The organism is Sphingomonas zeicaulis (assembly GCF_050433225.1).
Classification (GTDB): Bacteria; Pseudomonadota; Alphaproteobacteria; order Sphingomonadales; family Sphingomonadaceae; genus Sphingomonas_D; species Sphingomonas_D zeicaulis.
The window spans coordinates 40,386-64,123 of sequence record NZ_JBNPXQ010000004.1 but is presented as its reverse complement, the minus strand read 5'-3'; the positions used below and the strand labels follow the sequence as shown (position 1 = coordinate 64,123).

Sequence of the window (23,738 nt, the reverse complement as noted above, 5' to 3'; positions counted from 1 at the left end):
CAAACACCCTGCTAATTTTCACGCGATCCTCCCGCCATATTGCCGACGAACGGCAAGGGAGATCGCCCATGGATTATCGCACGCTCGGCGCCTCAGGGCTCAAGGTGCCCGCGCTCAGCTTCGGCACCGGTACCTTCGGCGGACAAGGCCCCCTCTTCTCCGCCTGGGGCAATAGCGACGTCGCCGAAGCACGGCGGCTGATCGACATCTGCCTGGATGCCGGGGTCACGCTGTTCGACACGGCCGACGTCTATTCCGCGGGCGCGTCCGAGGAAGTGCTCGGCGCGGCGATCAAGGGCAAGCGGGACAGGCTGCTGATCTCCACCAAGACCGGCCTGCCGATGGGCGATGGCCCCGATGATGCCGGCACCGGCCGCCACCGGCTGGTCACTGCGGTGGATGCCGCGCTCAAGCGGCTTGGCACCGACCATATCGACCTGCTCCAGCTCCACGCCTTCGATGCCGCGACGCCGGTCGAGGAAGTGCTGCACACGCTCGACACGCTGATCCGGGCGGGCAAGATCCGCTTCATTGGCGCCTCCAACTTCGCCGGCTGGCAACTGATGAAGGCGCTCGCCGCCGCCGATCGCCATGGCTGGCCGCGTTATGTGGCGCACCAGGTCTATTACTCGCTCGTCGGCCGCGACTATGAGTGGGAACTGATGCCGCTGGGGATCGACCAGAAGGTCGGCGCGCTGGTGTGGAGCCCGCTCGGCTGGGGCAGGCTGACCGGCAGGATCCGCCGCGGCCAGCCGCTCCCCGAAGGCAGCCGCCTGCACGACACCGCGCAATGGGGTCCGCCGGTCGATGCGGAACGGCTCTATGCCGTGGTCGACGCGCTCGATGTGGTGGCGCACGAGACTGGTCGCAGCGTGCCGCAGGTCGCGATCGCCTGGCTGCTCGCCCGCCCCACCGTCTCGTCGGTGATCATCGGCGCGCGCAACGAGGCGCAATTGCGCGACAATCTCGGCGCGGTTGGCTGGACCTTGACGCCCGAACAGATCGCCCGGCTCGACGCGGCCAGCGATGTGATGCCGGCCTATCCCTATTATCCTTATCGAACGCAGGAGGGCTTTCGGCGACTCAACCCGCCGGTGGTATGAGACGGATCAGCCCGCGCGGCGCGGCGGTGCCGGGCTGATCCGCCATTGCCCGCCATTGCCCGCGGCGAGCAGCGCGCCGATGCTCGCCTTGCCGCCCGCTGCCAGCGCAGTGACGAGCCGGTCGATCTCGGGTCCACTCGGCTCGAGCCCCGGTTGCAGCCGCGCCAACGCGCGGCGCAGCAGCCTGCGCAGCAACTCCGCAGGCAGGCCGGCGGCATCGAGCAGCACCCCGTCCCCCTCGGCGCGAAGCCGCGCAGGTTCGAGCTGCACAACGCTCCAGTCGAGCGCGACCTCGGCATCGGCGAGATGCGATGCGCTGGCGGCGACCGCAGGCACGTCGATCCAGTCGGCCTCGGCAAGCGCGGCGCGCATCCGCGTGCGGTCGAAGCGCGGATCGCGGTTGGAGGGGTCGTCGACCGGCTCGACGCCCGCCGCCGCGACCACCGCCGCCAGTTCGTCACGCCGCCAGCCGAGCAGTGGCCGAACCACATGGCCGTTGACCGCGCGGATGCCCGCGAGGCCGCCGACCCCCGATCCGCGGTTGAGCCGCATCAGCAAGGTTTCGGCCTGATCGTCGGCATGGTGCGCGGTCAGCACCCAGTCGAGCGCCTCATGTCGGCGCCACTCTTCCAGCAATTCGTAGCGCGCCGCGCGTGCGTTAGCCTGGACAGATCCGGCGATCGGCGCTGATGGGCGCAGTGTCGCGTGGGGGATGCGGAGCTGCGCCGCGACGGTCGCGACCATCGCCGCCTCGATCGCGGCAGCGGGGCGCAAGCCATGATCGACGGTTGCCGCCGCGACCTCGTCCGCCCCCACGTCGCGCGCCAGCAGCAGCAGCGCGAGGCTGTCGGCTCCACCCGAAACCGCGATACCGATCCGCGCCTTCGCAACGGTGCCGATCAGCCGGCCGAGATCCTCGGCGAAGCGGCGGCTTAGGCCGCCCGGCACTTGGCGCTGGTGCGACCCTTGGCAACCTGCGCCTTCAGCGCCGCGGTCGCCGTGCCGCCATAGACCTCGTTGAACTCGTCATACACCTGGCAGGCCTTGGCGGGCTGCTTGAGCTGGATGAAGCTCTGCCCCAGATAATAGAGGCTGTCGGGCGCGCGCTCGCCGCGCGGGTTCTGCTGATAATTCTGCAGGAAGGCGCTGGCGGCCAATTCGGGCTTGCCACCATCCAGATAGGCGCGGCCCAGCAGGTTGCGGGTGAAGCTGATCCGCTTGTGCGAGGGATATTTGCTGGCTGCCGTCTTCAACTGCGCCTGCGCCTCGGCATAGCGCTTCGCTTCCCACAGTCGATAGCCATAGAGATAGGCATCTTCCCCGGCATCGCCGGTAGAGGGGCGCGCGATCTGCACTGCGGTATCGCCCGCAACCGGCGCGGCGTCCGCCGCCGGAGGCGGGACGGCACCGCCGCCTTCATCCAGCGTCGGCGCTACAGGCGGCGCGGTCGGCTCCAGCGCCTTGATCCGCGCATCGAAATCGGCCTGCGCCTTGGTGAAGGCCTCCTGAAGCAGCCGGATTTCGTTGGCATTCTGTTCGGCCTGGCCGGTCAGCGAGGCCAGCTGCGATTCAAGCGCGTCGACCCGCGCGGTCAGGTCGGCAAGCGGCGCGGTCGCGGGGCTGCCGATCTCCGGCGGTGGCGCCTGCGGAACGACGATGTCCGGTTCGACGGTCTGCCCGGAGCCCCCGGGAAACACCTTGCGCTGGACGGCGCGCATCTCGCGCTCCAGCTTGTCGACCCGGCGCGGCAGCGCATCGCTCTGCGCGAAGGCCGGCATCGCGGTGCCGGCGACGAGCAACAAGGTGGCGATCAGCGTCTTGCGCATGCAGTTAGGCCCCTACGGTCTGAAGATGGTGGATCATGCCTTCCTAATATGGCCGATCCACCCTGTCGCCCAGCTTAAGGCGTACCGGGCTCGGCGGACGGCACGGCGCCCGGCGCCGCCGGGTCCAGCGCGGGTTCGGTCGTTGGCGTCGCCGTGGGCCGCGGGCGGGCGGTGGCGGACGATGGCGTGGGCGATGGTTGCGCGCCGCCCGCCGGCGTGGCCGCCGCCGGAGGCGCCGCACCGCGCGCGGCCAGTGCCGCGGCACCGATGCCAATGCCCTCGACACGGCCTTCGCCCAGACCGGGCACGGCCACCCCGCCGACGCTGACGGTCAGCGCCTCGGCGCGGCCGGTCGTCAATGTCGGGGTGATCGCGTCGGGGGGCACTTCATAGCGCTCGCCGGTCGCCAATTCCTTTTCGAGCAGCCGCTTGCCCTCACCATCGGTGATGCGCAGCCACACCGTATCGACCGCGGTCAGCACCACCGGACCGGTCGGCACGGGGGGCGCCGCCGGAGTCGCGGCCGGCGCGGGTGCCGGCGTTTCCTGGCCTGATATCACGGCATCGGCGGCCTGCTCCGCTTCGCTGCGCCCCGATCCACCGACGAACACTTCCGACCGCCAGATGCCATAACCGACGAGAACGAGAAGCGCGATCGCCACCGCCGTCCAAGTCAGCAGGCGGGTCGGCACGCGCGCGGGATCAGCGGGTTCATAGGGCTGCAGTTCGACGCGCTTGGGCACAGAGGTACCGGCGACTTCCATTTCCTGCCGCAGCGACCGCGCGGTCTCGACCTCGTCGACGCCGACCGCGCGTGCATAGGCCTTGCCGAACCCCAGCGTGTAGGTGATCGACGGCAACGCCGAGAAATCGCCGGTCTCCATCGCCTCGAGATGACGAAGCTGGACGCGGGTGCGCGACGCGATGTCCGTCAGTTCCAGCCCCGCTGCCTCACGCGCCGCGCGGAGCCTTTCGCCCACGCGCCTCGGGAAGAGGTTACCGTCCTCATTCTCGCGATCAGTCATGCTGCTGCGCCCCGTCTCTGGGCTTGGATTTGTGCGGTGCCCGATGCGCGGCCTTCTCGCCTATCGCCTTGCTCTGTGTCAATCGCGCAACACTCGGAAATCTCGGCTTTTCGCCCGCTTCAGACCAATTCGACTCCATGCGCGGCGGCCCAGTCGGAAAGCGCGTCGCGGAAGGGGTGTGGCGGGGCGGCGAGCAGTGCCGCCATGTCCGTCCTGAGCTTGTTCACATCAAGCGAGCGGATCATCGCCTTGACCGGGCCGACCGCAGCCGGCGTGATCGACAACCGCTCGATTCCGAGCCCGATCAGCGCCATAGCCTCCAGCGTCCGCCCACCCATTTCGCCACACACCGCAACCGGCACGTCGGCGGCGTGCGACTGTGCGGTGACGCGTTTCAGGAAGCGCAGGATCGCCGGGCTCAGCCAATCGTAGCGCTCCGCCAGCTTGGGATTGGCGCGGTCGGCGGCAAACAGAAATTGCGTCAGATCATTGGTGCCGATCGACAGGAAATCGAGTCGGGGCAGCAGCAGGTCGAGCATTTCCGCCAGCGCCGGCACCTCCAGCATCGTACCATAGCGGATCGCATGCGGAAGCTGCCGCCCGCGCGAGGCGATCCAGCCGCGCTGCGCCTCGAACAGGGCCTTGGCCTCGTCGAACTCCCATGGTTCCGAGACCATCGGGAACATCACGTTGAGCGTGCGGCCCGCCGCCGCCTCGATCAGCGCGCGCGCCTGCGCCTTCATCAGCCCGTCACGCTCCAGCGCGACACGGATCGCGCGCCAGCCCATCGCTGGATTTTCCTCCTCGGCATCATGCGGGCGCATATAGGGCAACGCCTTGTCGCCACCGATGTCGACGGTGCGGAACACCACCGGCCGATTGCCCGCACCTTCCAGCACCTCGCGATACAGGCGCTGCTGGCGCTCACGCTGCGGCAAGGTGGCGGAGACGAGGAACTGAAACTCGGTGCGGAACAGGCCAATCCCGTCCGCCCCGGTCATGTCGAGCGCGGCGAGATCGTCCCGCAGGCCCGCATTGATCATCAGCGCGATCCGCACGCCATCCTGCGTCATGGCGGGATCCTGCTTCGCCGCCGCGAACGCGGCGCGGCGCTTCTGCGTGGTTTCCAGCTTCGCCTCGAACGCTTCCTCCATCGCCCCGGTCGGACGCACGAACGCCGCCCCCTCGGACACGTCGAGCAGCAGCTTGTCGCCTTCGGCGATCATTCGACGAACGTCGCGGACGCGCCCCAGCACCGGTACGCCCATTGCGCGCGCGACGATGGTGACGTGCGCGGTGAGCGATCCTTCCTCCAGCACCACGCCCTTCAGACGGCGGCGATCATATTCGAGCAGCTCGGCCGGCCCAAGGTTACGGGCGATCAGGATCGTGTCGTGCCGCAGGCCCATCTGCGCCGCGGTGCCAAGCTGGCCGGAAACGATGCGGAGCAGCCGGTTTGCCAGATCCTCCAGATCGTGCATGCGATCCGCGAGCAGCGGATCGTCGATCTGCCGCATCCGCATGCGGGTGCGCTGCTGCACGCGCTCGATCGCCGCTTCCGCGGTCAGCCCACTGTCGATCGCCTCGTTGATCCGCCGCGCCCAGCCCTCGTCATAGGCAAACATCTTGTAGGTCTCGAGGACCTCCTCATGCTCCCCGCCCTTGCCGAATTCCGACTGAGAGGTCATGCGCTCGATCTGTTCGCGCATCTTGTCGAACGCGGCATAGACGCGATGCCGCTCCGCCTCGGTATCGTCCGCCACGGTATGTTCGATGGTGACCCGCGGCTGGTGGTAGACCGCGTTGCCGCGCGCCATGCCCTCGACCAGCTTCTGCCCGCTCAGCCGCACCGCCGCGGTGCTGTGGGTGGCGCCGCGCTGCGTGACGGTCTCGTCGATCAGCCCGGAATTGTGGATCAGTTCGGCGAGCACCATCGCCACAGTCTGCAGCGCCTCGATCTCGAGATCGTCATAGGGCCGGGGATCGGCATGCTGCACGGCGAGCACGCCCACCGCCTCCTCGCGCCGCACGATCGGGACCCCGGCGAAGCTGTGATACAGTTCCTCGCCGGTTTCGGGCCGATAGGCGAAATCCGGATGGCTGGTCGCCTCGTCGAGGTTCAGCGTCGCGACATCCTCGGCGATCGTGCCGACCAGCCCCTCGCCCAGCGCCAGCTTGGTGACGTGCACCGCCGCCTGGTTGAGCCCGCGCGTCGCGAACAGTTCGAGCACGCCGTCACGCAGCAGGTAGATCGAGCAGACCTCGCTGGTCAGCGCCTCACCGATGATGTTGACGACCTGATTGAGCTTGGTCTGCGCGTTGGTGCGTGCCGCCATCACGTCGTGTAGGCGGGTCAGGATCTCGCGGGCAGCGACGGAGGACGAACTGACGGGCATGAACCGGCGCTAACAGATTGCAAGCGCCGCTGCCAATGTGGAACCGTCCACGTTGGCATATAAGCGATCAGTGCGCCGCGGAACGACGCTCCAGCGCGGTCGAAGCCTCGTCGATCAGGGTCGCGATGATATCCGCAAGCGGCTCTTCCTTGCGGACCATGCCGACCGACTGGCCGGCCATAAGCGAGCCGCCCTCGACATCGCCGTCGATCACCGCGCGGCGCAGCGCACCGGCCCAGTAATGCTCGATCTGGAGCTGCGCCTCGCCCATCTCGATCGTGCCGGCGTCGAGCAGGTTGGCGACCTCGCGCTGCTTGGCGGTGAAGCTTTCGGTGCCGGCATTCTTCAGCGCGCGCACCGGGATCACCGGCAGGCGCGGATCGATCTGCACGCTGGCGATCGCCTCGCGCGCAGATGCCCGGATGAACGCCTTCTTGAACGCGGGGTGGGCGATGCACTCGTTGGCGCAGACGAAGCGGGTGCCGAGCTGGACGCCGGCGGCGCCCATTTCGAGATAGCCTGCGATCGCCTCGCCGCGGCCGATGCCGCCGGCGACGAAGACCGGAAGCTGTTCCGCGATCTCCGGCAGCATTTCCTGCGCGAGCACGCTGGTGGAGACCGGGCCGATATGGCCGCCGGCTTCCATACCCTCGATCACCAGCGCATCGACGCCCGAACGGATCAGCTTCTTGGCGAGCGCGAGCGCCGGTGCGAAGCAGATCAGCTTCGCACCCGACGCCTTGATCGCATCGAGGCTGCCGGCCGGCGGCAGCCCGCCGGCGAGCACGACGTGGCCGAGCTGATGCTTTGCGCAGACCGCGATCAGTTCCATCAGGTCTGGATGCATCGTGATCAGATTCACGCCGAACGGCTTGTCCGTCAGCGCCTTCGTCGCCGCAATCTCGGCATCGAGCAGCGCCGGCGTCATCGCGCCGCACGCGATCACACCAAAGCCGCCCGCATTGGACATCGCCGAAACGAGGTTGCGCTCGCTGATCCACGACATGGCACCCGCCATGATCGCAACCTCGGAGCCGAGGAACGCCGCCCCCCGCGCCATCAGCGCAGAGAGCCGGGCGGATCCGCTCAAGCGGCCGGCTCCTCTTCGGCGTCGAGGCCGTAGGCGGTGTGCAGCACGCGCACCGCGAGTTCGGTATAATCCTCCTCGATCAGCACGCTGACCTTGATCTCCGAGGTGGTGATCGCGAGGATGTTGATGCCGCGATCGGCCAGCGCCTTGAACATCATCGAGGCGACACCGGCATGGCTGCGCATGCCGACGCCGACGACCGAGATCTTGCAGACCTTGGTGTCGTGGATCAGCTTCTGGAAGCCGATCGCGTCCTGCGACTTGTTGAGCGTGTCCAGCGTGCGCGCCAGCTCGGCACCCGGCACCGTGAAGGTGACGTCGGTCGAGCCGGTATCATGCGCGATGTTCTGGATGATCATGTCGACATTGATGTTCGCGTCGGCGAGCGGGCTGAAGATGTTCGCGACCGCGCCGGGGCGATCCGGCACGCTGGTCAGCGTGATCTTCGCTTCATTCTTGTCGTGCGCGATGCCGGTGATGAGCTGGCGTTCCACGTTGGTATCCCCGATCTCTTCTTCGCCGACGATCAGCGTGCCGCGGTGGCCGCCATCGTCCTTGCTATCGTCGAAGGAGGAAAGCACGCGCACGCGCACCTTCTCCTTCATCGCCAGACCCACCGAGCGGGTCTGGAGCACCTTCGCCCCGACGCTCGCCAGTTCCAGCATTTCCTCATAGGTGACCCGGCTGAGCTTGCGCGCGCGCGGCACGATGCGCGGGTCGGTGGTATAGACGCCGTCGACGTCGGTATAGATATCGCAGCGATCCGCCTTCATCGCCGCCGCCACCGCGACCGCCGACGTATCGGAGCCGCCGCGGCCAAGCGTCGTCACCCGACCATCGTCAGCCACGCCCTGGAAGCCCGGGATCACCGCGACCTCGCCGGTCGCCAGCGCGGCGTCCAGCGCCTGCGTGTCGATCGTGCCGATGCGCGCGGAGGCGTGGGCATCGTTGGTGTGGATCGGCAACTGCCAGCCGAGCCAGCTGCGCCCGGGCACACCGATCGCCTGCAGCGCGATGGCGAGCAGACCGCTCGTCACCTGCTCGCCCGAGGCGACGACGACATCATATTCGCGCGGATCATAGAGCGCTGAGGCCTCGCGGCAGAAGCCGACCAGCCGGTCGGTCTCGCCCGCCATGGCCGAAACCACCACTGCGACCTGGTTGCCTTCTTCCACCTCGCGCTTGACGCGCTGGGCAACGTTGCGGATCCGCTCGATGCCGGCCATCGAGGTGCCGCCGAACTTCATGACGATACGGGCCATCGGAAAGACGCTTTTCCTTCAAATATTGGCCGTTCCGGTGACGGCGGCGCCCTGATAGGGAGGCATCATCATGAACGCAACTGCGACGATCGACCCGCGCGAGGCCGCGCACTTCGGGGCCATGGCGGCAGACTGGTGGAATCCAAAGGGTTCTTCCGCGATGCTCCACCGCCTCAACCCCGTCCGCCTCGCCTATCTGCGCGAGCAGGTGAACCGCCACTGGGATCTCGATTCGGCCGGGCTCAAGCCGCTCGCCGGCAAGCGTGCGCTGGATGTCGGCTGCGGCGCGGGGCTGCTCAGCGAGCCGCTCGCGCGGCTGGGCGCGGCGGTGACCGGCATCGATGCCGCCGCGGAAAATATCGGCGCAGCGCGCGCGCATGCCGCCGGCCAGGGGCTGGCGATCGACTATCGTGCGGGCGAGCTCGACCAGCTGGACGATGCGGCCTTCGACCTCGTCGTCTCGATGGAGGTGGTGGAGCATGTGACCGATCCGGCGGTGTTCGTCGCCGGCCTCGCCGCGCGGCTCGCGCCCGGCGGGCTGATGATCCTTTCCACCCCCAACCGCACCGCGCTGTCGCGGCTGGCGCTGATCACGATCGGCGAAGGACTGGGCAAGATCCCCAGGGGCACGCACGACTGGAGCAAGTTCCTGACGCCGGACGAACTTGCCGCGCATGTTGCGGCGGCAGGGCTGACCGAGATCGACCGCCGCGGTCTCTCGCTGGCGCCGACCCGGGGCTTCATCCTCTCCGACGACCTCAGCATGGATTATTTCCTGGCTGCCATCGGCGCCTGATGGCCACGGGCCTGTCCGCGCGCTCGCTGGCGCTGCTCGTCATTGACGTCCAGCCCAGCTTCGCGCTGCCCGAGCCGATCGTCAACGGCATCCGCGCGCTGAGCCGGCAGCTTTACACCGTCGCGACGATCGAGCGCCATGACGAGGCGGTGACACCGTTCGAACGGCAACTCGGCTGGAAGCCCGCGCCCGACGATGACAGCCTCGTTCCGACGGACCGGCTGTTCATCAAGCATGGCTATCTGCCGCCGGCCGCGCTGATCGACCATCTGCGATCCCGCGCGGTGGAGCGCGTCCTCGTCTGCGGCATCCAGGCCGATACATGCTGCCTTGCCGCCGGCTTCATGCTTTTTGATGCGGGGCTGCACCCGACCTTGCTCAAATGGCTCAGCGTCGGCTCCTCGCTCGATCCCTCCGCCGATCTGGGCGCCCGGCTGTGGCAGCATCATTTCGGCAGCGTACTGCACGAACCGGCCGACCTGTCGCTCGCAGACTGAAACGCCGCGAGGCCAGGGATTAGAGGAAGTCGACCTTGTCGTAGTGCGCAGGCGGCACGATCACTTCCATCCGTTCGCCCAGCAGGGGGCGGAAGCTGGGCCGGGATTTAAGCCCCGCATACCAGCGGCTGGTGAGATCATGACCGCGCCAGTCGATGCCGCCGAGATAATCCGCGACCGAGATGTGCGCCGCCGCGGTCAGGTCCGCGAGACTCAGTGTCGCGCCCGCCAGCCAGTTGCGATGATCGAGCAGATAATCGGTATAGTCGAGATGGCTGACCGCGTTCTTCATCGCCTCACGCAACATCTTCGCGTCGGGCGAGGTGCGATCGACGAGGCGCTTGCGCATCTTCTCATGCATCAGCGGCGCCACGACATCGCCATAGAATTGCTGATCGAACCAGGTGGTCAGCCGGCGGATTTCCGCGCGATTCTGCGCGGTGCCGCTGATCATCGGCGACTTTTCCTCGGTCTCCTCGAAATATTCGCAGATCGCCTGGCTGTCGATCAGCACGAGGTTGCGGGCATCGTCCGCCATCACGGGGGTCTGCCCGGCCGGGTTCATGTCGACGAACTCGTCGCGGCGCTGCCATGGCGACTCGCGCACGAGTTCGTAACCCACCCCCTTCTCACCGAGAAGCAGGCGGACCTTGCGCGAAAACGGGCACAGCGGAAATTGGAACATCAACCACATGGATCGTTCCTGTTAGGACTGAAGCCGGCCGGGTGGAAGCGCTAAGATGCGGGGATTGCAACCGCTGCGATCAGTTTCCGGCGAGCACGCGATCCGCCACGAACGGATTGGTCTGTCGCTCATAACCGAAGGTCGAGGTCGGGCCATGACCCGGCACGAACGCGGTCTCGTCCCCCAGCGGCCACAGCTTCTGCGTGATCGCGTCCAGCAGATCCTGATGGTTGCCGAGCGGGAAATCGGTGCGGCCGATGGAGCCCTGGAACAGCACATCGCCGACGATCGCCGCCTTCGACGGCGCATGGTGGAACACGACGTGGCCAGGCGTGTGGCCGGGGCAGTGGATCACGTCGAGCACCAGTTCGCCTACCGTGACCGTATCGCCATCCTGCAACCAGCGATCAGGTTCGAAGCTGTGGCCATCGATGCCATAGGCGCGGCCATCATCCTCAAGCCGAGCAATCCAGTAGCGATCATCCTCATGCGGGCCTTCGATCGGCACACCGAGTTCCTTCGCCAGCACGCCGGCGCGCCCACAATGGTCGATATGACCATGGGTGAGGAGGATCTTCTCCACCGTCACCCCCAGCTTTTCCGCCGCGGCCTTCAGCTTGGGCAGTTCGTCGCCCGGGTCGGTAAAGGCGCCGCGCATCGTCTTGGTGCACCACAGAAGCGTGCAGTTCTGCTGCAAGCGCGAAACGGGCAACAGCGCAAGGCGCATCGGCGGCTGGGATTCGGTCATGCCGCCGCAAATGGCCGCTGACCGGCGCGGTTGCAAGCGCGGCTCAGCACTCGACCACGTTGACCGCGAGTCCGCCGAGCGAGGTTTCCTTGTAGCGTTCGGACATGTCGAGCCCGGTGCGGCGCATCGTTTCGATCACCTGGTCCAGGCTGACGCGATGGGTACCGTCGCCCAGCATCGCCAGCCGCGCCGCCTCCACCGCCTTGACCGAGCCGACCGCGTTGCGCTCGATGCAGGGCACCTGCACAAGCCCGCCGACCGGATCGCAGGTGAGCCCGAGATTATGCTCCATGCCGATCTCGGCTGCGTTCTCGACCTGACCGGGGGTGGCGCCCAGCGCCGCGGCAAGCCCGGCCGCGGCCATCGAGCAGGCCACGCCGACCTCGCCCTGACAGCCGACCTCGGCGCCCGAGATCGAGGCGTTTTCCTTGAACAACGATCCCACCGCCGCGGCGGTGAGCAGAAAATCCTCGGCGCCCTCCACCGTCGGCCGCGGCGCAAAGCGCTCATAATAGCGCAGCACCGCGGGGACGATGCCGGCAGCGCCGTTGGTCGGTGCAGTGACGACGCGGCCGCCCGCCGCATTCTCCTCGTTCACCGCGAGCGCCCACAGGTTGATCCAGTCGATCACCGAGAGCGGATCGACCAGCGCGCGTTCCTGCCGGGCGATGAGCTGCGCATAGATACCGGGGGCGCGGCGTTTCACGCTGAGGCCGCCGGGAAGGATGCCGCCCGCGGCGATGCCGCGATCGATGCACGCGCTCATCGCCGCGCGGATCGCGGCGAGCCGGGCGGAGACATCCTCCGCGCTCATCGCCGCTTCCTCATTGGCGCGCATCATCTGCGCGATCGTCAGCCCGGATTCATGGGCATGCGCCACCAGTTCGGCACCCGACGAGAAAGGATAGGGAACATTGGCGTCGTCGCGCGCCAGCGGCGGCCCCTGATTGGTGCCGAGTGACGCAGTCGTCGTCGCTTCGCGCGCCGTCGCCTGATCCTCATCGAGGATCGCGCCGCCGCCGATCGAATAGTAGGTACGAGTGAGCAGCGCCCCGCCATCGGCATCGAAGGCGGTAAAGGTCATCGCATTGCTGTGGAAGGGCAGTCGTTCACGCTGAAGCAGCCGCAGGTCGCGCGCCTCGTCGAACGCGATGCGGTGGGTGCCGTTGAGGTCGAGGCTGGCGGTGGTTCGCACATGCGCGACGATCGCATCCGCCGCGTCGGGATCGATGCCATCGGGGGTCTGGCCGGACAGGCCGAGCAGCACCGCGCGATCGCTGGCATGGCCCTTGCCGGTCAGCGCCAGCGACCCGAATAGCGCCGCATCGACGCGCGCGACGCGCGGCAGATCCTCCCCCAGCCGCCGCGCGAAGTCGGCGGCGGCGGTCATCGGCCCCATCGTATGTGAACTGGAAGGGCCGACGCCGATCTTGAACAGGTCGAATGTGCTGGCGACCATGATGTTTCCGATGCAACCAAATGGCCGTCTGCCCTGGCGCCGAAGCGCCGGGAAAAGCAAGCCCCCTAAGGCCTATGCAACGGATAACCGAATCGGTGGGAACGGCTCAGAAGGGCAGCCACTTCTGCTTTTCGCTGAACTTCATGTAACCGGCGCTGACCCCCAGCCGATAGCCGACGCCGAGGCGGATCGGGATCAGCACGGTATCGCCCGAACGCAGATAGGATGCGGTGAAGCCGCCGACGAAATAGGCATTACCCTCACCCGCCGGGAAGCGCTTGTAGAGTTCCTGGCTGTCATAGAGGTTGTAGACCAGCACGAAGGTCTTCGAGGCGTTGCCACCGACGTCGAAGCCCAGTGACGGGCCGGTCCAATAGGCCGCGCGCTCGCCCTCGACCTTGTGGAACAGCGTGCCCGAACCATAGCGCAGTCCGACGACGAACGCGCCCGAAGCCTCGCGGCCGGCGATATAGGCGTTGGGTTCGCCCTGATCCTTCAGCACCTTTTCGATCAGTTCGGCGAGGCCCTTGGCGCCCTTGCCGAAAACGCCCTCGGCGGCGCCGATCAGATCGTCCTTCTTGTAGGTCGGCGCATTGGTCTGCGGCCCGGTGGACGCGGTGGAGACCGGCGCGCGCTGGCCATCCGCCGGCGGCAGTCCACTATCGTCGACCGGCGCGCTATCGGCGCTGCCGTCCGCGAGATCGCCATCGATATCGGCGCCGTCGGCGCTGCTTTGCGGATAGGAAGAACTGGCCGGCGCGCGCGACACCCGCGTATCCGGCTCCGCCGCGCGCGATGCCGGGGCGCCGGGCACAAGGTCCGCGTCGATGCCGGCATCGGGATCGACTTCGCGAATCTGTGCTGCGGCCGGTACCGCGCCAACCAGCAGCGAAGCGGCCGCCACGACCGCAGTCATCCCCGATATGCGCGACAGCATGGCAACCCCCAAAAATCTGGCTCCGACAATTCGGGCGGAACTGGTTAACACGCGTAAACCTTAGCTGACAATGAACGGCGCGACCAGCCGAGTCCGCATCGCGCCGGAGCGAATCCGCAAAAGACGCTCACAGCGGATTGATCAGCGCGAACACCCCCGCTATAGGCCCCCTTCGCGCCGCATCCGGAGACGTGGGTGAGTGGCTGAAACCAGCGGTTTGCTAAACCGCCGTAGGGGGATTACTCCTACCGAGGGTTCGAATCCCTCCGTCTCCGCCAGCACCACATCGCTTCTGGTCTCACGCGGTCTCCCTAACCCTTGTTTTACCGCCATTTTCTGGCGATCGAATGGGCCACAACGTCGCCCGGAATCTCACGGAAGCGCCCCCCATCAGGGGGCATTTCCGGGGCATCATTTCGGGCATTTGGGGGCATTCGATGTTAACCGATGCACAGTGCCGAAAGGCCCGCTCGCAGGACCGGGATTACAAGCTCTCGGACGGTGGAGGGCTATACCTCTTCGTGACCGCGCAAGGCTATCGTTCCTGGCGCATGAAGTACCGTTTTGCGCTCAAGGAGCGCAGACTGGTCTTCGGACCATATCCAGAGGTTTCGCTGGCCGAGGCTCGGCGCCGGCGGGACGAGGCGCGGGCGCAACTTCGCGACGGGCTGGATCCGGGCCTTGTGCGGAAGCAGCGGGCGGCAGCTTCGGTGCTGGCCGAGGCGAACTCCTTCGAGTTGATCGCGCGGCGCTGGCATTCCACGCAGTTGCCGCGCTGGGTTCCGGTGCATGCGGCCGACGTGATCGAGAGCCTCGAGCAGCACGTCTTCCCGGAGATCGGGCGGTTGCCCATCACCGCGATCACCGCGCCAATGGTGCTCAAGATCGTGCGGACTATCGAGGCGCGGCCCGCGATCGAGACAGCGCGACGCGTTCGCCAACGGATTTCGGCCATCTTTTCGTTCGCGATCGCCAACGGGATTGCTGTGGCGGATCCCGCGGCGCCGATCCGCGGGGCGATGGCTCCGCTAATCAAGCGGCGACAACCGGCGCTCCGCAGCCTGGATCAGGCGAGGGCATTGCTCGAGGCCGTCGAATCGGCCCCGGCACATCCAACGACCAAACTTGCTTCGCGCCTTCTGGCGCTGACCGCCGTTCGGCCGGGCGTGCTCCGCAGCACCCCCTGGCACGAAATGCCGAATCCGAAAGCCTCGGAGCCGGTCTGGCAGATCCCTGCCGAACGGATGAAGCTGGTGGTCGAACGGAAGTCGGACGCGGCTTTCGATTTCCTCGTCCCGCTGTCGCGACAGGCACTGGAGGTGATCGAGGCGGCGCGCGATCTCAACGGTCGCTGCCCCTATGTCTTCCCGAACACGCGGCATGCCCATCGACCGATGAGCGAGAATGCCATCGGCTACATGTACAACCGCCTGCCCGACGTCCGCGGCAGGCACGTGCCCCATGGGTGGCGCGCGACTTTCTCCACGATCATGAACGAACGGGCGATCGAGCAGCAGAACGCCGGCGATCGCGCCGTCATCGATCTGATGCTCGCGCACGTGCCGCCTGGCGTCGAGGGCCTGTACAATCGCGCCGCCTATCTGCCGCGCCGGCGCGAGCTCGCCCAGGAATGGGCGGACATGCTGCTCGACGGCTTTCCGCCGGCGAGCGACCTGTTGGAAGGGCCGCGCCGCTAGGGCGCGCCGCTGTGCAGGAGGCTCGGTCGTGACCGACGCCTCCACCATGCGCGACGGCGCCCGCTCCTTCGGCGAGATCCTGACCGGCAGGTTGCAGAAACAGCGCCGAACCCATCAACCGGTTCGGCGCAACAGCTATAATGTCGGCGAACGCGAAGGACGCTTCTGGCGGCCGGTCAACCCGCGCGAGATCGCCGCGCGCATGCGCGCGGCCGAGCAGTTCAACCTGAGCGGCAAGAAGGCCGGCAAGCGCAACGGGCCGTTAGGCCACATCGGCCTTGAGGTGCTGCGGGAGCTCTATCGGCTGGTCTGTTACAAGACCGGGCGCCTGGACCCGTCGATTGAGACGTTGATGACGCGGATCAAACGATCGCGCGCCGCTGTCGTACGCGCGCTGGCCGCGTTGAAGGAGCATGGCTTCCTCGAGTGGATCCGACGAACCGAGCCGACCGACAATGAAGGTCGCGGGCCGCAGGTCCGCCAGATCTCCAACGCCTATCGATTCGGTCTGCCGAAGGTGGCCGCGCAGCTGGTCGCCCGGCTGGTCCACCGCGGTCCCGTGCCTGACGACTTTGCACATCGCCGCGAATCGGAGGCGGCCGAGCTGGCAGAGATGATCGCCAGGCTACCCGAGGCGGAGCGGCTGCGCGCGACCATCTCTGATCCGTCCCTCGCGGAGGCCCTTATCCGCCTGGGCCAATCACTTGGCACGAACGCGAGTTCACTAAACGGTCAGAATCCTGCCTGAAGTCTAAAACATAAAAGGACGGCCTACGGCCGGCGCAGATCTGATCGACAGAGCCTCGCTCACAGGCCGCAACATCATCCAAAGCTTGGATGGTGGCCCCAGGGGCACGCCGCTCACGCGGCGCGAGTGCTCCCCGGCGGGAGCATGCGGGTTGCCGAAGCGCGAAACGTCAACCTTCAGCACCGCTTGGTAATCCGTAACCGCAGTTATGAGGCAGTCAGCTCGCCTCGGCATCCGATGGCTTAACCAGAGAGCCAATTCACAAGGCGCTCCATGGCACGGTGCCAAAGCCGGATTATCAACGCGCCAACTACGATAAGTGGTGCTCCTAAGAGAATTTCCCGATCCCAGCCCCAACCTAAGCCGAACGCTACGTCGACGAGTGTCGCTGCAAACATTATGCTGGCGCCGATGACTGTCAGCCAGATCGTCAGGCTGGCATGTCGCTTGAACCATTTTTCAAATCGTGCGTCGCTCATGGTGAGACAGTGCATCCGCCAGCCAATGTCCGCAACTGGAGCACGTGATCGATAGCTTTTCCCAACGCAGTGGTCGCTGCACGATCAATCCATCAGCGGTGCAACGTTGGCGCATCAACGTGCATCAAAATGCATGCGGGCTTATCGCTCTCAGCTGCGTGAAGCCTCGGCTATCTGCATCAAAACCGACACGAAAAGCGGGCTGGCGAGGCGCGGGGGCAAGCGCGGCGCTCAGGATGAAATGGCGCAAGGCTCCGCACGCGACCTCATCCTCACTCCGCTGATGAGCAACTCGTAGGCCAGAGGCGCAACGCCTGTTGCTCACCGCGCCAGGAGTTTACAGCGCTCGCTGCTAAGTCGCGTTGAGGTCATCGCTTGGACCATCATCGCAAAGGGCTCTGATCCGCTGCCTCTGCTGTCGCACGATCCGGGATCTGTGCTCATAGGTGTTATGATGCCGGCCAATCCGGCCGCTGGCGACCAGATCGCTGAGTTCCAATTCCATGCGCAAACAGTGCGCTTGGAGCAAGGCAAGGTCAGCATCGGTGCACTCGGCACGGGCATCCCCTGACAGTGATGTGCTTCGATGTGAAACGTCCTGCTCGCGCCCTCGTACCCGCCTCCGGGCTTCGAAGTCGTGCGCCGCACGTTTCGGAAACTCCGTTTCGTCAATGAGGGAGCGAACATCACGCGCCTCGTCCTCATGAGCGTGTCTCAAAATGCTGTCGCCGGCTGCTTCCGCCCTCATTATCGCGCTCTGCTCCTCGAACAGCAGCCGATTGAGATCCGGATCTGACGCCTCGATCACTTTCGCCGATCTATCGTCGCTGGTTTTCAGAAGGCTGATCAATGGACGTCTCCTACTTTCAGCGGGAGCACAACGCATCTCTCAGCCGCGCCTACGCTGACAGGAGGGGCGCGATAGCTGACATATAGGAACACGCTGGGACTTTACGAGGTCCGGCAGGCGGCGCGCGCCGACCCTCCTGTCTGATCAAGTCAATATCGCACCGGCACGATGCGAATCCGGTCGATCGCGGTGGCACTTGCATTCAGTCGCGCGACTGCGGAACTGCGCAACCTTTCCAACAGCAGCGGATCAAATCCCGGCTCGCCCGCGCACATTTCGGCGTCGGTCTCGATCACCAGGATCACGGTGCGGTCCCGACCGTTGATCTCCCACTCATGCCATGTACGCAAAATATGATCTGAGACGTCGTATGGGGTACTCATTGCGCGATGCTCCCGTTGCAAGCGGGAGCACCAGTCAGTCTCTCAGTCGTCAGCAGCTTGCTGGATACGCGCCGACAATGCCCGCTTTTAGGACAATTTGTGCAGCAGGCCACCAGGGATTTGGGCCGGCCGCGCGCGGAGCAGGTGGACGATCGCCGCGCGACACACCGACAAAGGCATTGGCGCTGCACGGGTTCGGCCTTATGCCCCTTTTGGCGTCACTCATGCTGGGGCGCGACCAGCTAGGATATTGGTGCCAGATTCCCCACACGACGAAACCGTCGCGGATGAGGAAGCGATTAGCAGCATTCGGCAGGTGATTGACGAGGTCAGTGCCGAGCTCGCCCTCATTCGGCAACTGACCGCCGATTGTGATGATCCTGCCCTGTCCGGCGGCTACGCCCACATCGCCGCGCATTGCGAGTTGCTGATCACGGGCTACCTGAATTCGCTGATCGCGCCAGCGCAGGACGAATCCATTTCCACCCTTGAGATAAAGCCGCCAAATGCAGATTGATGCTCCGCCATCCGCAGAGCGCGATTTCTCCACACCGCCTGCAGATGGAAGGGGGCCGCACAGCCCCCTCCCAACTTCACAAAGCAAAGTTCGAAATTAGCAACTCGCCCACCCGCTTCGCGCCGGCCCCGTTCACCGTGGCAATGCTGTAGCTCGTCTCCAGCTCCCGCATGTGAAACCGTTCGAACGTCTCCCGCACGCCGGCGACGTCGTTCAGTGACAGCAGGAAGCGGCCGCGGATCCCCGCCAGCTGCCCGGCCATCCGTTCGAAGTCGTCACGGCTAAAGACGTCCTGGCCGTAATCGGTCTCGCACCCCCAATAGGGCGGATCGAGGTAGAACAGCATGCCGGCGCGATCGTACCGGGCGATGAAGCTGTCGAAGGGAAGCTGCTCGATCGTCACGCCGGCGAGGCGATCATGGATGTCAGCCAGCACAGGCTCGAGCTTCGTCACATTGAACCTCGCCGGCGACGAGTTATCGACGCCATAGGTGCGCCCCTCGATGCGCCCCCCGAACGCGAGGCGCTGCAGGTAGAGGAACCGCGCCGCGCGCTGCAGGTCAGTGAGCCGCGTCGGATCCTGTCCGAGCAGCCGCTGGAATTCCGCCCGGCTCGCCACCCGAAACCGCAGCATGTCGAGCAGGTAGGGATAATGCTCCTGCAGCACGCGGAAGAAGGTGGCGACGTCTCCGGAGATATCGTTGATCACCTCCACCCGCGGCCGCCGGCGCCGGCGGAAGAAAATTCCGCCCATGCCGACGAACGGTTCGGCATAGCCGTCATGCTCCAACCCGTCGATGATCGCGCAAATCCGGCGCGCGAGGTTGCGCTTGCCGCCCTGATAGCCGGCAGCAGGCGCCACCGGCGCGACGGGAACGGTTGACGTAATCATGTTTCGATCTCACTCACGATGAGCCCCGCCCGGTTGCGGGAGCGGGGCGGCCGATGCGGCCGGGCTAGGTCGTGGCGAGTGGCAGCTCGTCGGTTTGCCGGGTGGCCGCCCGGCTTCCCCCGCTCCGCTATCCGCGGGCGGGTGAAGGGCTGGCGATCGGCTGATACGGATCGAAGGCCACCGCCTCCACGCCCAGCCAATCATTGAGTTCAAGGCAACGCGCCATCAACGGCGCGATCTCGCTCACGAAGAACACGTCCGCCGCCTTGCCGACGTCGCCGAAGCCGCCGCTGTTCTGCGGCACCACGCCGAGCAGCTGGGGCGGCACGCGGTGGGCGGCGAGGATGTCATCGCGCGTCACATTCTTGATGCCGAGGAATTCGTCCTTGGCCGCCACCTCGGCGATCGGGATGATCTTCACGCCCTCGGCCTTCCCGTTGGGCGCATGGATGAAGAGGTTGCGGAAATTGCCCGGCCCCTTGCTGTCCTTCAGCGCCTGCCGGATCGCGTCCGCATCCTCGTTATTCATCGTCGGTTCGTTGAGGTAGAACACAAAACCGGCATGGCTGCCGTTGAGATAATAGCGGCGCCGGAACAGCGTGGCATTCTCGTTGAGGAAGGCGCTCTGCAGGCAGGCCAGATATTCCGGCAGGCCATAGATCTCCTGGGCGAGATCCGGCTCCCACAGGTGGAACACGCGGTCGGGCTTGAATTCCTGCTCCTGCTTATAGCCAGGCACCCACCAGTAGCGCCCCGCCTCGATGCCGCGGCGCACGTACAGCGCCGGCGCGTTGACCAGGTTCAACGGCCGCTGCGCCAGGTTGTCGCGGCGCTCGAGATAGCCGTTGCCCATGGTGAGGAAGTTCAGCACCCATTCGCCGAAATTGCGACGATCGAGCCACCGGCTGGGCCGGAAGTGGCGCAGCAGCTGGTTGCGTTTGTAGATGATCGCGCTCGAATGATGCGGCGACACCCGATAGGCTCTGGCGAGGTTCACCGGCGCGATCGGCGGCTCATACCAGCGCCCGTTGTGGTGGCACTCGATGTGGTAGAGCATTTCCCGCCGGTTGATCACCGGCTCCGCGTCACCGAAGGCGAAGGCCTGGATCGCACTGCTCGGCGCCTCTGGCGCGGCCGACATGAGGCGGACGGACATCAATACATCTCCACGGTGGCGCGGTTGTCGGAAGGATCGCCGCCCTCGAGCGGCTCGTTGTCGATCGCGTGCATGATCGCCCAGGCCACGTCGGCATGGCCGGTGTCGCCGGCACGGCTGGCGGTATAGGTCAGCTGGCGCTGGCTGGGCGTCAGCTCGGCGCGGATGCTCATGAAGCTGGCAAGGATATCCTTGTCGCCGGCGTCGAACTGGAAGCGCCGCGCCATGATGACCTGCTTGGCCTTCAGCACCATGCGCGTCTTGACGTGGACGTTGTAGTCGATGCGCTTCGCGGTCGGGAACCGCTTCACCACGATATCCCACACCGCCTTGCCGACGCCGGTGGTGTCGATGCCGATGAAGGTGACGTTGTAGCGCTCGAGCTGTTTCAGGATCAGCGCGGCCTGGCCGTCGAAGCCGAGCCCCTTGATCCGGATCTTCTCGAGCACCCGGAACGGATCGCCCGCTTTCGCCGGCGGCGCGAGGATCGCCAGCGCCGCGCTGTCGCCGGCGGCGCTCTCGTCCGGATCATAACCGATCCACACCTCGCGCTCGCCGAACGGCCGCAGTGCGAACCCGTCATAATCCCGCCATTTGTCGAAGGCGTCGACCGCGCAGGGGCGCATGATCGAGAAGGGAAACATCGACGTGGCGTCGTCGACGAAATTGCACATGTAGAGATTGTCGAACACGGCGGGCGCGTTGCGCCGGCGCAGCTGCTCAAGGTCAAACAGGTCGCATCCGCTCGCCAGCGCATCCTCGATCGTGACGATCTGCCGCCAGATCCCGTCCCCGCCCCGCCGACCATCCTTCAGCGCGGCGTGATAGGTCTCGATCTTCGTCCAGTCCGCCTTCGGCCGGCCTTCGTTGAATTCCTCGCCCGACCATTTCTTGTGCGCCTCGTGCGCCACGGTCGACGGTGTCGAGAAATAGGTTTCGCGGTACCGCTTCTGGCTGGCGACGGCGCTGGCGACGCTGTCGATCTTCCTGAAGCCGTGGACCCAGAAGCACTCGTCGAAATAGAAATTGCCGTGATAGCCCTGGGCGGTGCGATAGTTGGTGCCGAGGAAATAGATCGTCGGCTGTTCCTCGCCCTCCCCGCGGTCGAGCACCAGGCTCTCGCCGGTCAGCTGCACGCCGGTGATCTTGTAGACCCACTCGACGATATAGCCGCGGAACAGGTTCGCCTGGTTGCGCGACGCCGAGAGGAAGATCTGGTTGCGCCCGGTCTCGAGCGCGTCGAGCAGGGCTTCGCGGGCGAAATAATAGGTCGCGCCGATCTGCCGGCTCTTGAGGATGAAGCGCGTCCGCTCGTCGCGCGCCCCCCACCAGGTGCGCTGATAGCCGAACATGCCGGCCTCGAAATCTTCGCGCAGCGCGTCGATCTGTTCTGGCGTCAGGTGGTTCTTGCGTGGCTTCTTCTTCGGCCCCGAATTGCGCGCCTCGATATTGGGGTTGAGGTCGGCCTCGTTGCCGGTCTCGCGATATTTCTGGCACCGGTGCAGCCGCTCGAGCTGGCGGCCGAGGAGGTCGATCTCCTTGAAGTCGTGCGGCGTCTTCTTCTCTTTCGCCACCAGCATCTGGTAGCGAACCTCAACGATATCCTCGCACCGGCGCACCGATGGCGCCTGGTCCCATTTGTCGCGCTGCTTCCAGGATTCGACGGTGGCGCGCTTGAGCTTCAGCTCCTCCGCGATCTGCGTGATCGCCCAGCCGCGCCAATAGAGACTGCGCGCCTCGCGGCGCGCGTCGAAGAAGGTCACATTGTCGTCGGGGCTCCGGAGCATAGGAGCTGACGCTAGTCTGCTTCGCCCTGTGCGGCGGATTCCGCTGTTGTATCAAGCTGGCACACAACAAGCCGCTGTTGTCTCCTATCGTGCTGAGTTTCGCAAAAAATCCCACCTATGTGATGGGAGCGCTTCGCGTACCCGAATAGCTTTCATCAATGCCGTCTTGGTCTGAACATGAACGACAGGCCTTTATTGAAGGCGCCGAGGCGGTGCTGTCTGAGCTGGCCATCTTCGCTGACGCGGCCCACGTTCGTGCTGTCAGCGAATGGGTCCAAAGGGACTTGGCCGAATGGTCGAAGGGCGAGCCACCGCCCCCGCCTTCCGAGTGGCCTCCCGAGAGCGCAGACATCATCGAGCTGAAACCGCGCCGCTAACAGCCATCCCCCGTCGCTGTTGTATCCGCCGCCGACACAACAAGCCCGCGTTGCGACTTTGCCCCCTCTCGGTCCCTTCTGCCCGGCGATCGGCGCCCGCGCGCCACAGAAGCAACCGGAGCCCGCCCGACCATGGCAAAGCAGTCCAAGTTCTTCCGCGTCGCCGTTGAAGGTGCGACCGTCGATGGCCGCAAGATCGAGCGCAGCTGGATCTCCGACATGGCCGCGACCTACAACCGCGCCACCTATGCCGCCCGCGTAAACATGGAGCATATCCGCGGCTTCAGCGCGGATCCGCCGTTCAACGCCTATGGCGACGTCCTGGCCGTGAAGGCCGAGGAGATCGAGCTGGAGCTGGCCGGCAAGAAGGAAAAGAAGCTGGCGCTGTTCGCGCAGATCGAGCCGACCGATGCGCTCGTCCAGCTCAACGGCAAGAAACAGAAGCTCTACACGTCGATCGAGATCCAGCCCGACTTCGCCGGCACCGGCAAGGCCGGCCTGGTCGGCCTCGCGATCACCGACAGCCCCGCCTCGCTCGGCACCGAGATGCTGGAATTCGCTGCCAGCCAGGGCGACAAGTCCCCGCTCGCCGCGCGCAAGCAGAACCCCGGCAATCACTTCTCGGTCGCCGAGGAGATCGAGCTGGTGTTCGAGGATGCGCCTGCGGTCACGCCTTCGGAGAGCGCAGGCCTGTTCGCGGCCGCGACCGAGTTCTTCAAGCAGTTCACCGGCGGAAAGGCGCCGGAGGTGGTCACGCCGCCGGTGCCGGTCGCTCCGCAGGTGCCGGCCAACGACAACGACGCGCGCTTCGCCGCGCTCGGCCAGGCCATGGAAAAGGTGGTTGAGGGCTTCAACGCCTTCAGCATCGAGATCGCCGGCAAGTTCGACGGGCTTTCCACCAAGCTGACGGCGCTCGAGTCGTCGATCGACGACACTCCGGAACGTGGCGGCTCGCAGACGCGCAAGCCCGCCGCCGGCGGCACCAGCTACGCACTCGCCGACTTCTGATCCTCGCAACCGCCCCCTCA

Annotated in this window: 22 protein-coding genes and 1 tRNA gene; 8 read left to right on the top strand and 15 right to left on the bottom strand. The window is 66.0% G+C overall.

From position 1 onward, the window contains the following. Positions 1 to 68: 68 nt before the first annotated feature. Positions 69 to 1,103: an aldo/keto reductase gene (locus tag FHS96_RS15525; RefSeq protein ID WP_429593295.1), complete on the top strand. Its 1,035-nt coding sequence runs from the start codon at positions 69 to 71 to the stop codon at positions 1,101 to 1,103. Between the two features lie 6 nt (positions 1,104 to 1,109). Here the strand turns inward: FHS96_RS15525 and tilS are convergent, their stop codons facing one another. The 6 genes from tilS to FHS96_RS15495 all read right to left on the bottom strand — a co-directional run bounded on the left by tilS (position 1,110) and on the right by FHS96_RS15495 (position 8,702). Further along, entirely contained in the window at positions 1,110 to 2,051 is a 942-nt protein-coding gene (tilS, locus tag FHS96_RS15520; protein ID WP_429593292.1) for a tRNA lysidine(34) synthetase TilS, read from the bottom strand. Then, positions 2,036 to 2,929, bottom strand: coding sequence for a tetratricopeptide repeat protein (locus tag FHS96_RS15515; protein ID WP_429593289.1), 894 nt, complete (start codon positions 2,927 to 2,929; stop codon positions 2,036 to 2,038). The genes tilS and FHS96_RS15515 overlap by 16 nt, the downstream gene beginning before the upstream one ends. A gap of 74 nt (positions 2,930 to 3,003) precedes the next feature. Continuing rightward, the gene (locus FHS96_RS15510; RefSeq protein ID WP_429593286.1) at positions 3,004 to 3,954 is read right to left on the bottom strand and encodes a helix-turn-helix domain-containing protein; all 951 of its coding nucleotides are present in this window, start codon (positions 3,952 to 3,954) and stop codon (positions 3,004 to 3,006) included. 119 nt (positions 3,955 to 4,073) lie between these two features. Further along, positions 4,074 to 6,350, bottom strand: coding sequence for a phosphoenolpyruvate--protein phosphotransferase (gene ptsP / locus FHS96_RS15505; protein WP_429593283.1), 2,277 nt, complete (start codon positions 6,348 to 6,350; stop codon positions 4,074 to 4,076). A gap of 67 nt (positions 6,351 to 6,417) precedes the next feature. Next, positions 6,418 to 7,410 carry an NAD(P)H-dependent flavin oxidoreductase gene (locus tag FHS96_RS15500; protein ID WP_429594095.1) on the bottom strand — a complete coding sequence of 331 codons (993 nt, stop codon included), beginning with the start codon at positions 7,408 to 7,410 and terminating at the stop codon, positions 6,418 to 6,420. Between the two features lie 26 nt (positions 7,411 to 7,436). Beyond that, on the bottom strand, positions 7,437 to 8,702 hold the full coding sequence (locus FHS96_RS15495; RefSeq protein ID WP_429593280.1) for an aspartate kinase: 1,266 nt from the start codon (positions 8,700 to 8,702) through the stop codon (positions 7,437 to 7,439). Positions 8,703 to 8,772: 70 nt separating this feature from the next. On the opposite strand from FHS96_RS15495, the gene ubiG reads away from it, so the two are divergent. After that, positions 8,773 to 9,498 carry a bifunctional 2-polyprenyl-6-hydroxyphenol methylase/3-demethylubiquinol 3-O-methyltransferase UbiG gene (ubiG, locus tag FHS96_RS15490; RefSeq protein ID WP_429593277.1) on the top strand — a complete coding sequence of 242 codons (726 nt, stop codon included), beginning with the start codon at positions 8,773 to 8,775 and terminating at the stop codon, positions 9,496 to 9,498. Beyond that, complete coding sequence (locus FHS96_RS15485; protein ID WP_429593274.1) at positions 9,498 to 9,995, top strand: cysteine hydrolase family protein; 498 nt, start codon at positions 9,498 to 9,500, stop codon at positions 9,993 to 9,995. The genes ubiG and FHS96_RS15485 overlap by 1 nt, the downstream gene beginning before the upstream one ends. A 19-nt stretch (positions 9,996 to 10,014) precedes the next feature. Here FHS96_RS15485 and FHS96_RS15480 read toward each other — a convergent pair whose 3' ends face one another. From FHS96_RS15480 to FHS96_RS15465, 4 genes are all read right to left on the bottom strand, one after another. Next, a complete protein-coding gene (locus tag FHS96_RS15480) occupies positions 10,015 to 10,689 on the bottom strand; it encodes a glutathione S-transferase family protein (protein WP_429593271.1) in 675 nt (224 codons plus the stop codon). Positions 10,690 to 10,759: 70 nt separating this feature from the next. Then, a complete protein-coding gene (locus FHS96_RS15475; RefSeq protein WP_429593268.1) occupies positions 10,760 to 11,428 on the bottom strand; it encodes an MBL fold metallo-hydrolase in 669 nt (222 codons plus the stop codon). A gap of 43 nt (positions 11,429 to 11,471) precedes the next feature. After that, positions 11,472 to 12,887, bottom strand: a complete 1,416-nt coding sequence (locus tag FHS96_RS15470; protein WP_429593265.1) for an L-serine ammonia-lyase — start codon at positions 12,885 to 12,887, stop codon at positions 11,472 to 11,474. Positions 12,888 to 12,993: 106 nt separating this feature from the next. Further along, positions 12,994 to 13,824, bottom strand: coding sequence for a DUF1134 domain-containing protein (locus FHS96_RS15465; RefSeq protein WP_429593261.1), 831 nt, complete (start codon positions 13,822 to 13,824; stop codon positions 12,994 to 12,996). A gap of 185 nt (positions 13,825 to 14,009) precedes the next feature. On the opposite strand from FHS96_RS15465, the gene FHS96_RS15460 reads away from it, so the two are divergent. The 3 genes from FHS96_RS15460 to FHS96_RS15450 all read left to right on the top strand — a co-directional run bounded on the left by FHS96_RS15460 (position 14,010) and on the right by FHS96_RS15450 (position 16,269). Continuing rightward, positions 14,010 to 14,102 (top strand) — tRNA-Ser (locus tag FHS96_RS15460). 159 nt (positions 14,103 to 14,261) lie between these two features. Further along, positions 14,262 to 15,521 carry a tyrosine-type recombinase/integrase gene (locus FHS96_RS15455; protein ID WP_429593258.1) on the top strand — a complete coding sequence of 420 codons (1,260 nt, stop codon included), beginning with the start codon at positions 14,262 to 14,264 and terminating at the stop codon, positions 15,519 to 15,521. 28 nt (positions 15,522 to 15,549) lie between these two features. After that, a complete protein-coding gene (locus FHS96_RS15450; protein ID WP_429593255.1) occupies positions 15,550 to 16,269 on the top strand; it encodes a replication protein A in 720 nt (239 codons plus the stop codon). Positions 16,270 to 17,100: 831 nt separating this feature from the next. On the opposite strand, the gene FHS96_RS15445 is transcribed toward FHS96_RS15450, so the two are convergent. Further along, complete coding sequence (locus FHS96_RS15445; RefSeq protein WP_429593252.1) at positions 17,101 to 17,598, bottom strand: hypothetical protein; 498 nt, start codon at positions 17,596 to 17,598, stop codon at positions 17,101 to 17,103. A gap of 149 nt (positions 17,599 to 17,747) precedes the next feature. Beyond that, a complete protein-coding gene (locus FHS96_RS15440; protein WP_429593249.1) occupies positions 17,748 to 17,903 on the bottom strand; it encodes a hypothetical protein in 156 nt (51 codons plus the stop codon). Between the two features lie 331 nt (positions 17,904 to 18,234). On the opposite strand from FHS96_RS15440, the gene FHS96_RS15435 reads away from it, so the two are divergent. Then, the gene (locus tag FHS96_RS15435; protein ID WP_429593246.1) at positions 18,235 to 18,498 is read left to right on the top strand and encodes a hypothetical protein; all 264 of its coding nucleotides are present in this window, start codon (positions 18,235 to 18,237) and stop codon (positions 18,496 to 18,498) included. 76 nt (positions 18,499 to 18,574) lie between these two features. Here FHS96_RS15435 and FHS96_RS15430 read toward each other — a convergent pair whose 3' ends face one another. From FHS96_RS15430 to FHS96_RS15420, 3 genes are all read right to left on the bottom strand, one after another. Continuing rightward, complete coding sequence (locus tag FHS96_RS15430; RefSeq protein WP_429593243.1) at positions 18,575 to 19,390, bottom strand: DNA adenine methylase; 816 nt, start codon at positions 19,388 to 19,390, stop codon at positions 18,575 to 18,577. A 127-nt stretch (positions 19,391 to 19,517) separates the two neighbouring features. Next, positions 19,518 to 20,546 (bottom strand): phage portal protein, encoded by a 1,029-nt coding sequence (locus tag FHS96_RS15425; protein ID WP_429593240.1) that lies wholly within the window; start codon positions 20,544 to 20,546, stop codon positions 19,518 to 19,520. Continuing rightward, positions 20,546 to 22,333: a terminase large subunit domain-containing protein gene (locus FHS96_RS15420; protein WP_429593237.1), complete on the bottom strand. Its 1,788-nt coding sequence runs from the start codon at positions 22,331 to 22,333 to the stop codon at positions 20,546 to 20,548. Before FHS96_RS15420 ends, FHS96_RS15425 begins: the two co-directional genes overlap by 1 nt. Before the next feature lie 509 nt (positions 22,334 to 22,842). On the opposite strand from FHS96_RS15420, the gene FHS96_RS15415 reads away from it, so the two are divergent. Further along, on the top strand, positions 22,843 to 23,718 hold the full coding sequence (locus FHS96_RS15415) for a GPO family capsid scaffolding protein (protein ID WP_429593234.1): 876 nt from the start codon (positions 22,843 to 22,845) through the stop codon (positions 23,716 to 23,718). The last annotated feature ends 20 nt before the right edge of the window (positions 23,719 to 23,738 follow it).

Bases quoted from the DNA above. Each gene is read 5' to 3' on its own strand.
- FHS96_RS15470 (WP_429593265.1), bottom strand. From the start codon at position 12,887: ATGGTCGCCAGCACATTCGACCTGTTCAAGATCGGCGTCGGCCCTTCC.
- FHS96_RS15485 (WP_429593274.1), top strand. From the start codon at position 9,498: ATGGCCACGGGCCTGTCCGCGCGCTCGCTGGCGCTGCTCGTCATTGAC.
- FHS96_RS15430 (WP_429593243.1), bottom strand. From the start codon at position 19,390: ATGATTACGTCAACCGTTCCCGTCGCGCCGGTGGCGCCTGCTGCCGGC.
- FHS96_RS15510 (WP_429593286.1), bottom strand. From the start codon at position 3,954: ATGACTGATCGCGAGAATGAGGACGGTAACCTCTTCCCGAGGCGCGTG.
- ptsP (WP_429593283.1), bottom strand. From the start codon at position 6,350: ATGCCCGTCAGTTCGTCCTCCGTCGCTGCCCGCGAGATCCTGACCCGC.
- FHS96_RS15495 (WP_429593280.1), bottom strand. From the start codon at position 8,702: ATGGCCCGTATCGTCATGAAGTTCGGCGGCACCTCGATGGCCGGCATC.
- FHS96_RS15455 (WP_429593258.1), top strand. From the start codon at position 14,262: ATGTTAACCGATGCACAGTGCCGAAAGGCCCGCTCGCAGGACCGGGAT.
- FHS96_RS15480 (WP_429593271.1), bottom strand. From the start codon at position 10,689: ATGTGGTTGATGTTCCAATTTCCGCTGTGCCCGTTTTCGCGCAAGGTC.
- FHS96_RS15415 (WP_429593234.1), top strand. From the start codon at position 22,843: ATGGCAAAGCAGTCCAAGTTCTTCCGCGTCGCCGTTGAAGGTGCGACC.
- FHS96_RS15500 (WP_429594095.1), bottom strand. From the start codon at position 7,410: ATGGCGCGGGGGGCGGCGTTCCTCGGCTCCGAGGTTGCGATCATGGCG.
- FHS96_RS15525 (WP_429593295.1), top strand. From the start codon at position 69: ATGGATTATCGCACGCTCGGCGCCTCAGGGCTCAAGGTGCCCGCGCTC.
- FHS96_RS15475 (WP_429593268.1), bottom strand. From the start codon at position 11,428: ATGACCGAATCCCAGCCGCCGATGCGCCTTGCGCTGTTGCCCGTTTCG.
- FHS96_RS15420 (WP_429593237.1), bottom strand. From the start codon at position 22,333: ATGCTCCGGAGCCCCGACGACAATGTGACCTTCTTCGACGCGCGCCGC.
- ubiG (WP_429593277.1), top strand. From the start codon at position 8,773: ATGAACGCAACTGCGACGATCGACCCGCGCGAGGCCGCGCACTTCGGG.
- FHS96_RS15515 (WP_429593289.1), bottom strand. From the start codon at position 2,929: ATGCGCAAGACGCTGATCGCCACCTTGTTGCTCGTCGCCGGCACCGCG.
- FHS96_RS15465 (WP_429593261.1), bottom strand. From the start codon at position 13,824: ATGCTGTCGCGCATATCGGGGATGACTGCGGTCGTGGCGGCCGCTTCG.
- FHS96_RS15425 (WP_429593240.1), bottom strand. From the start codon at position 20,546: ATGTCCGTCCGCCTCATGTCGGCCGCGCCAGAGGCGCCGAGCAGTGCG.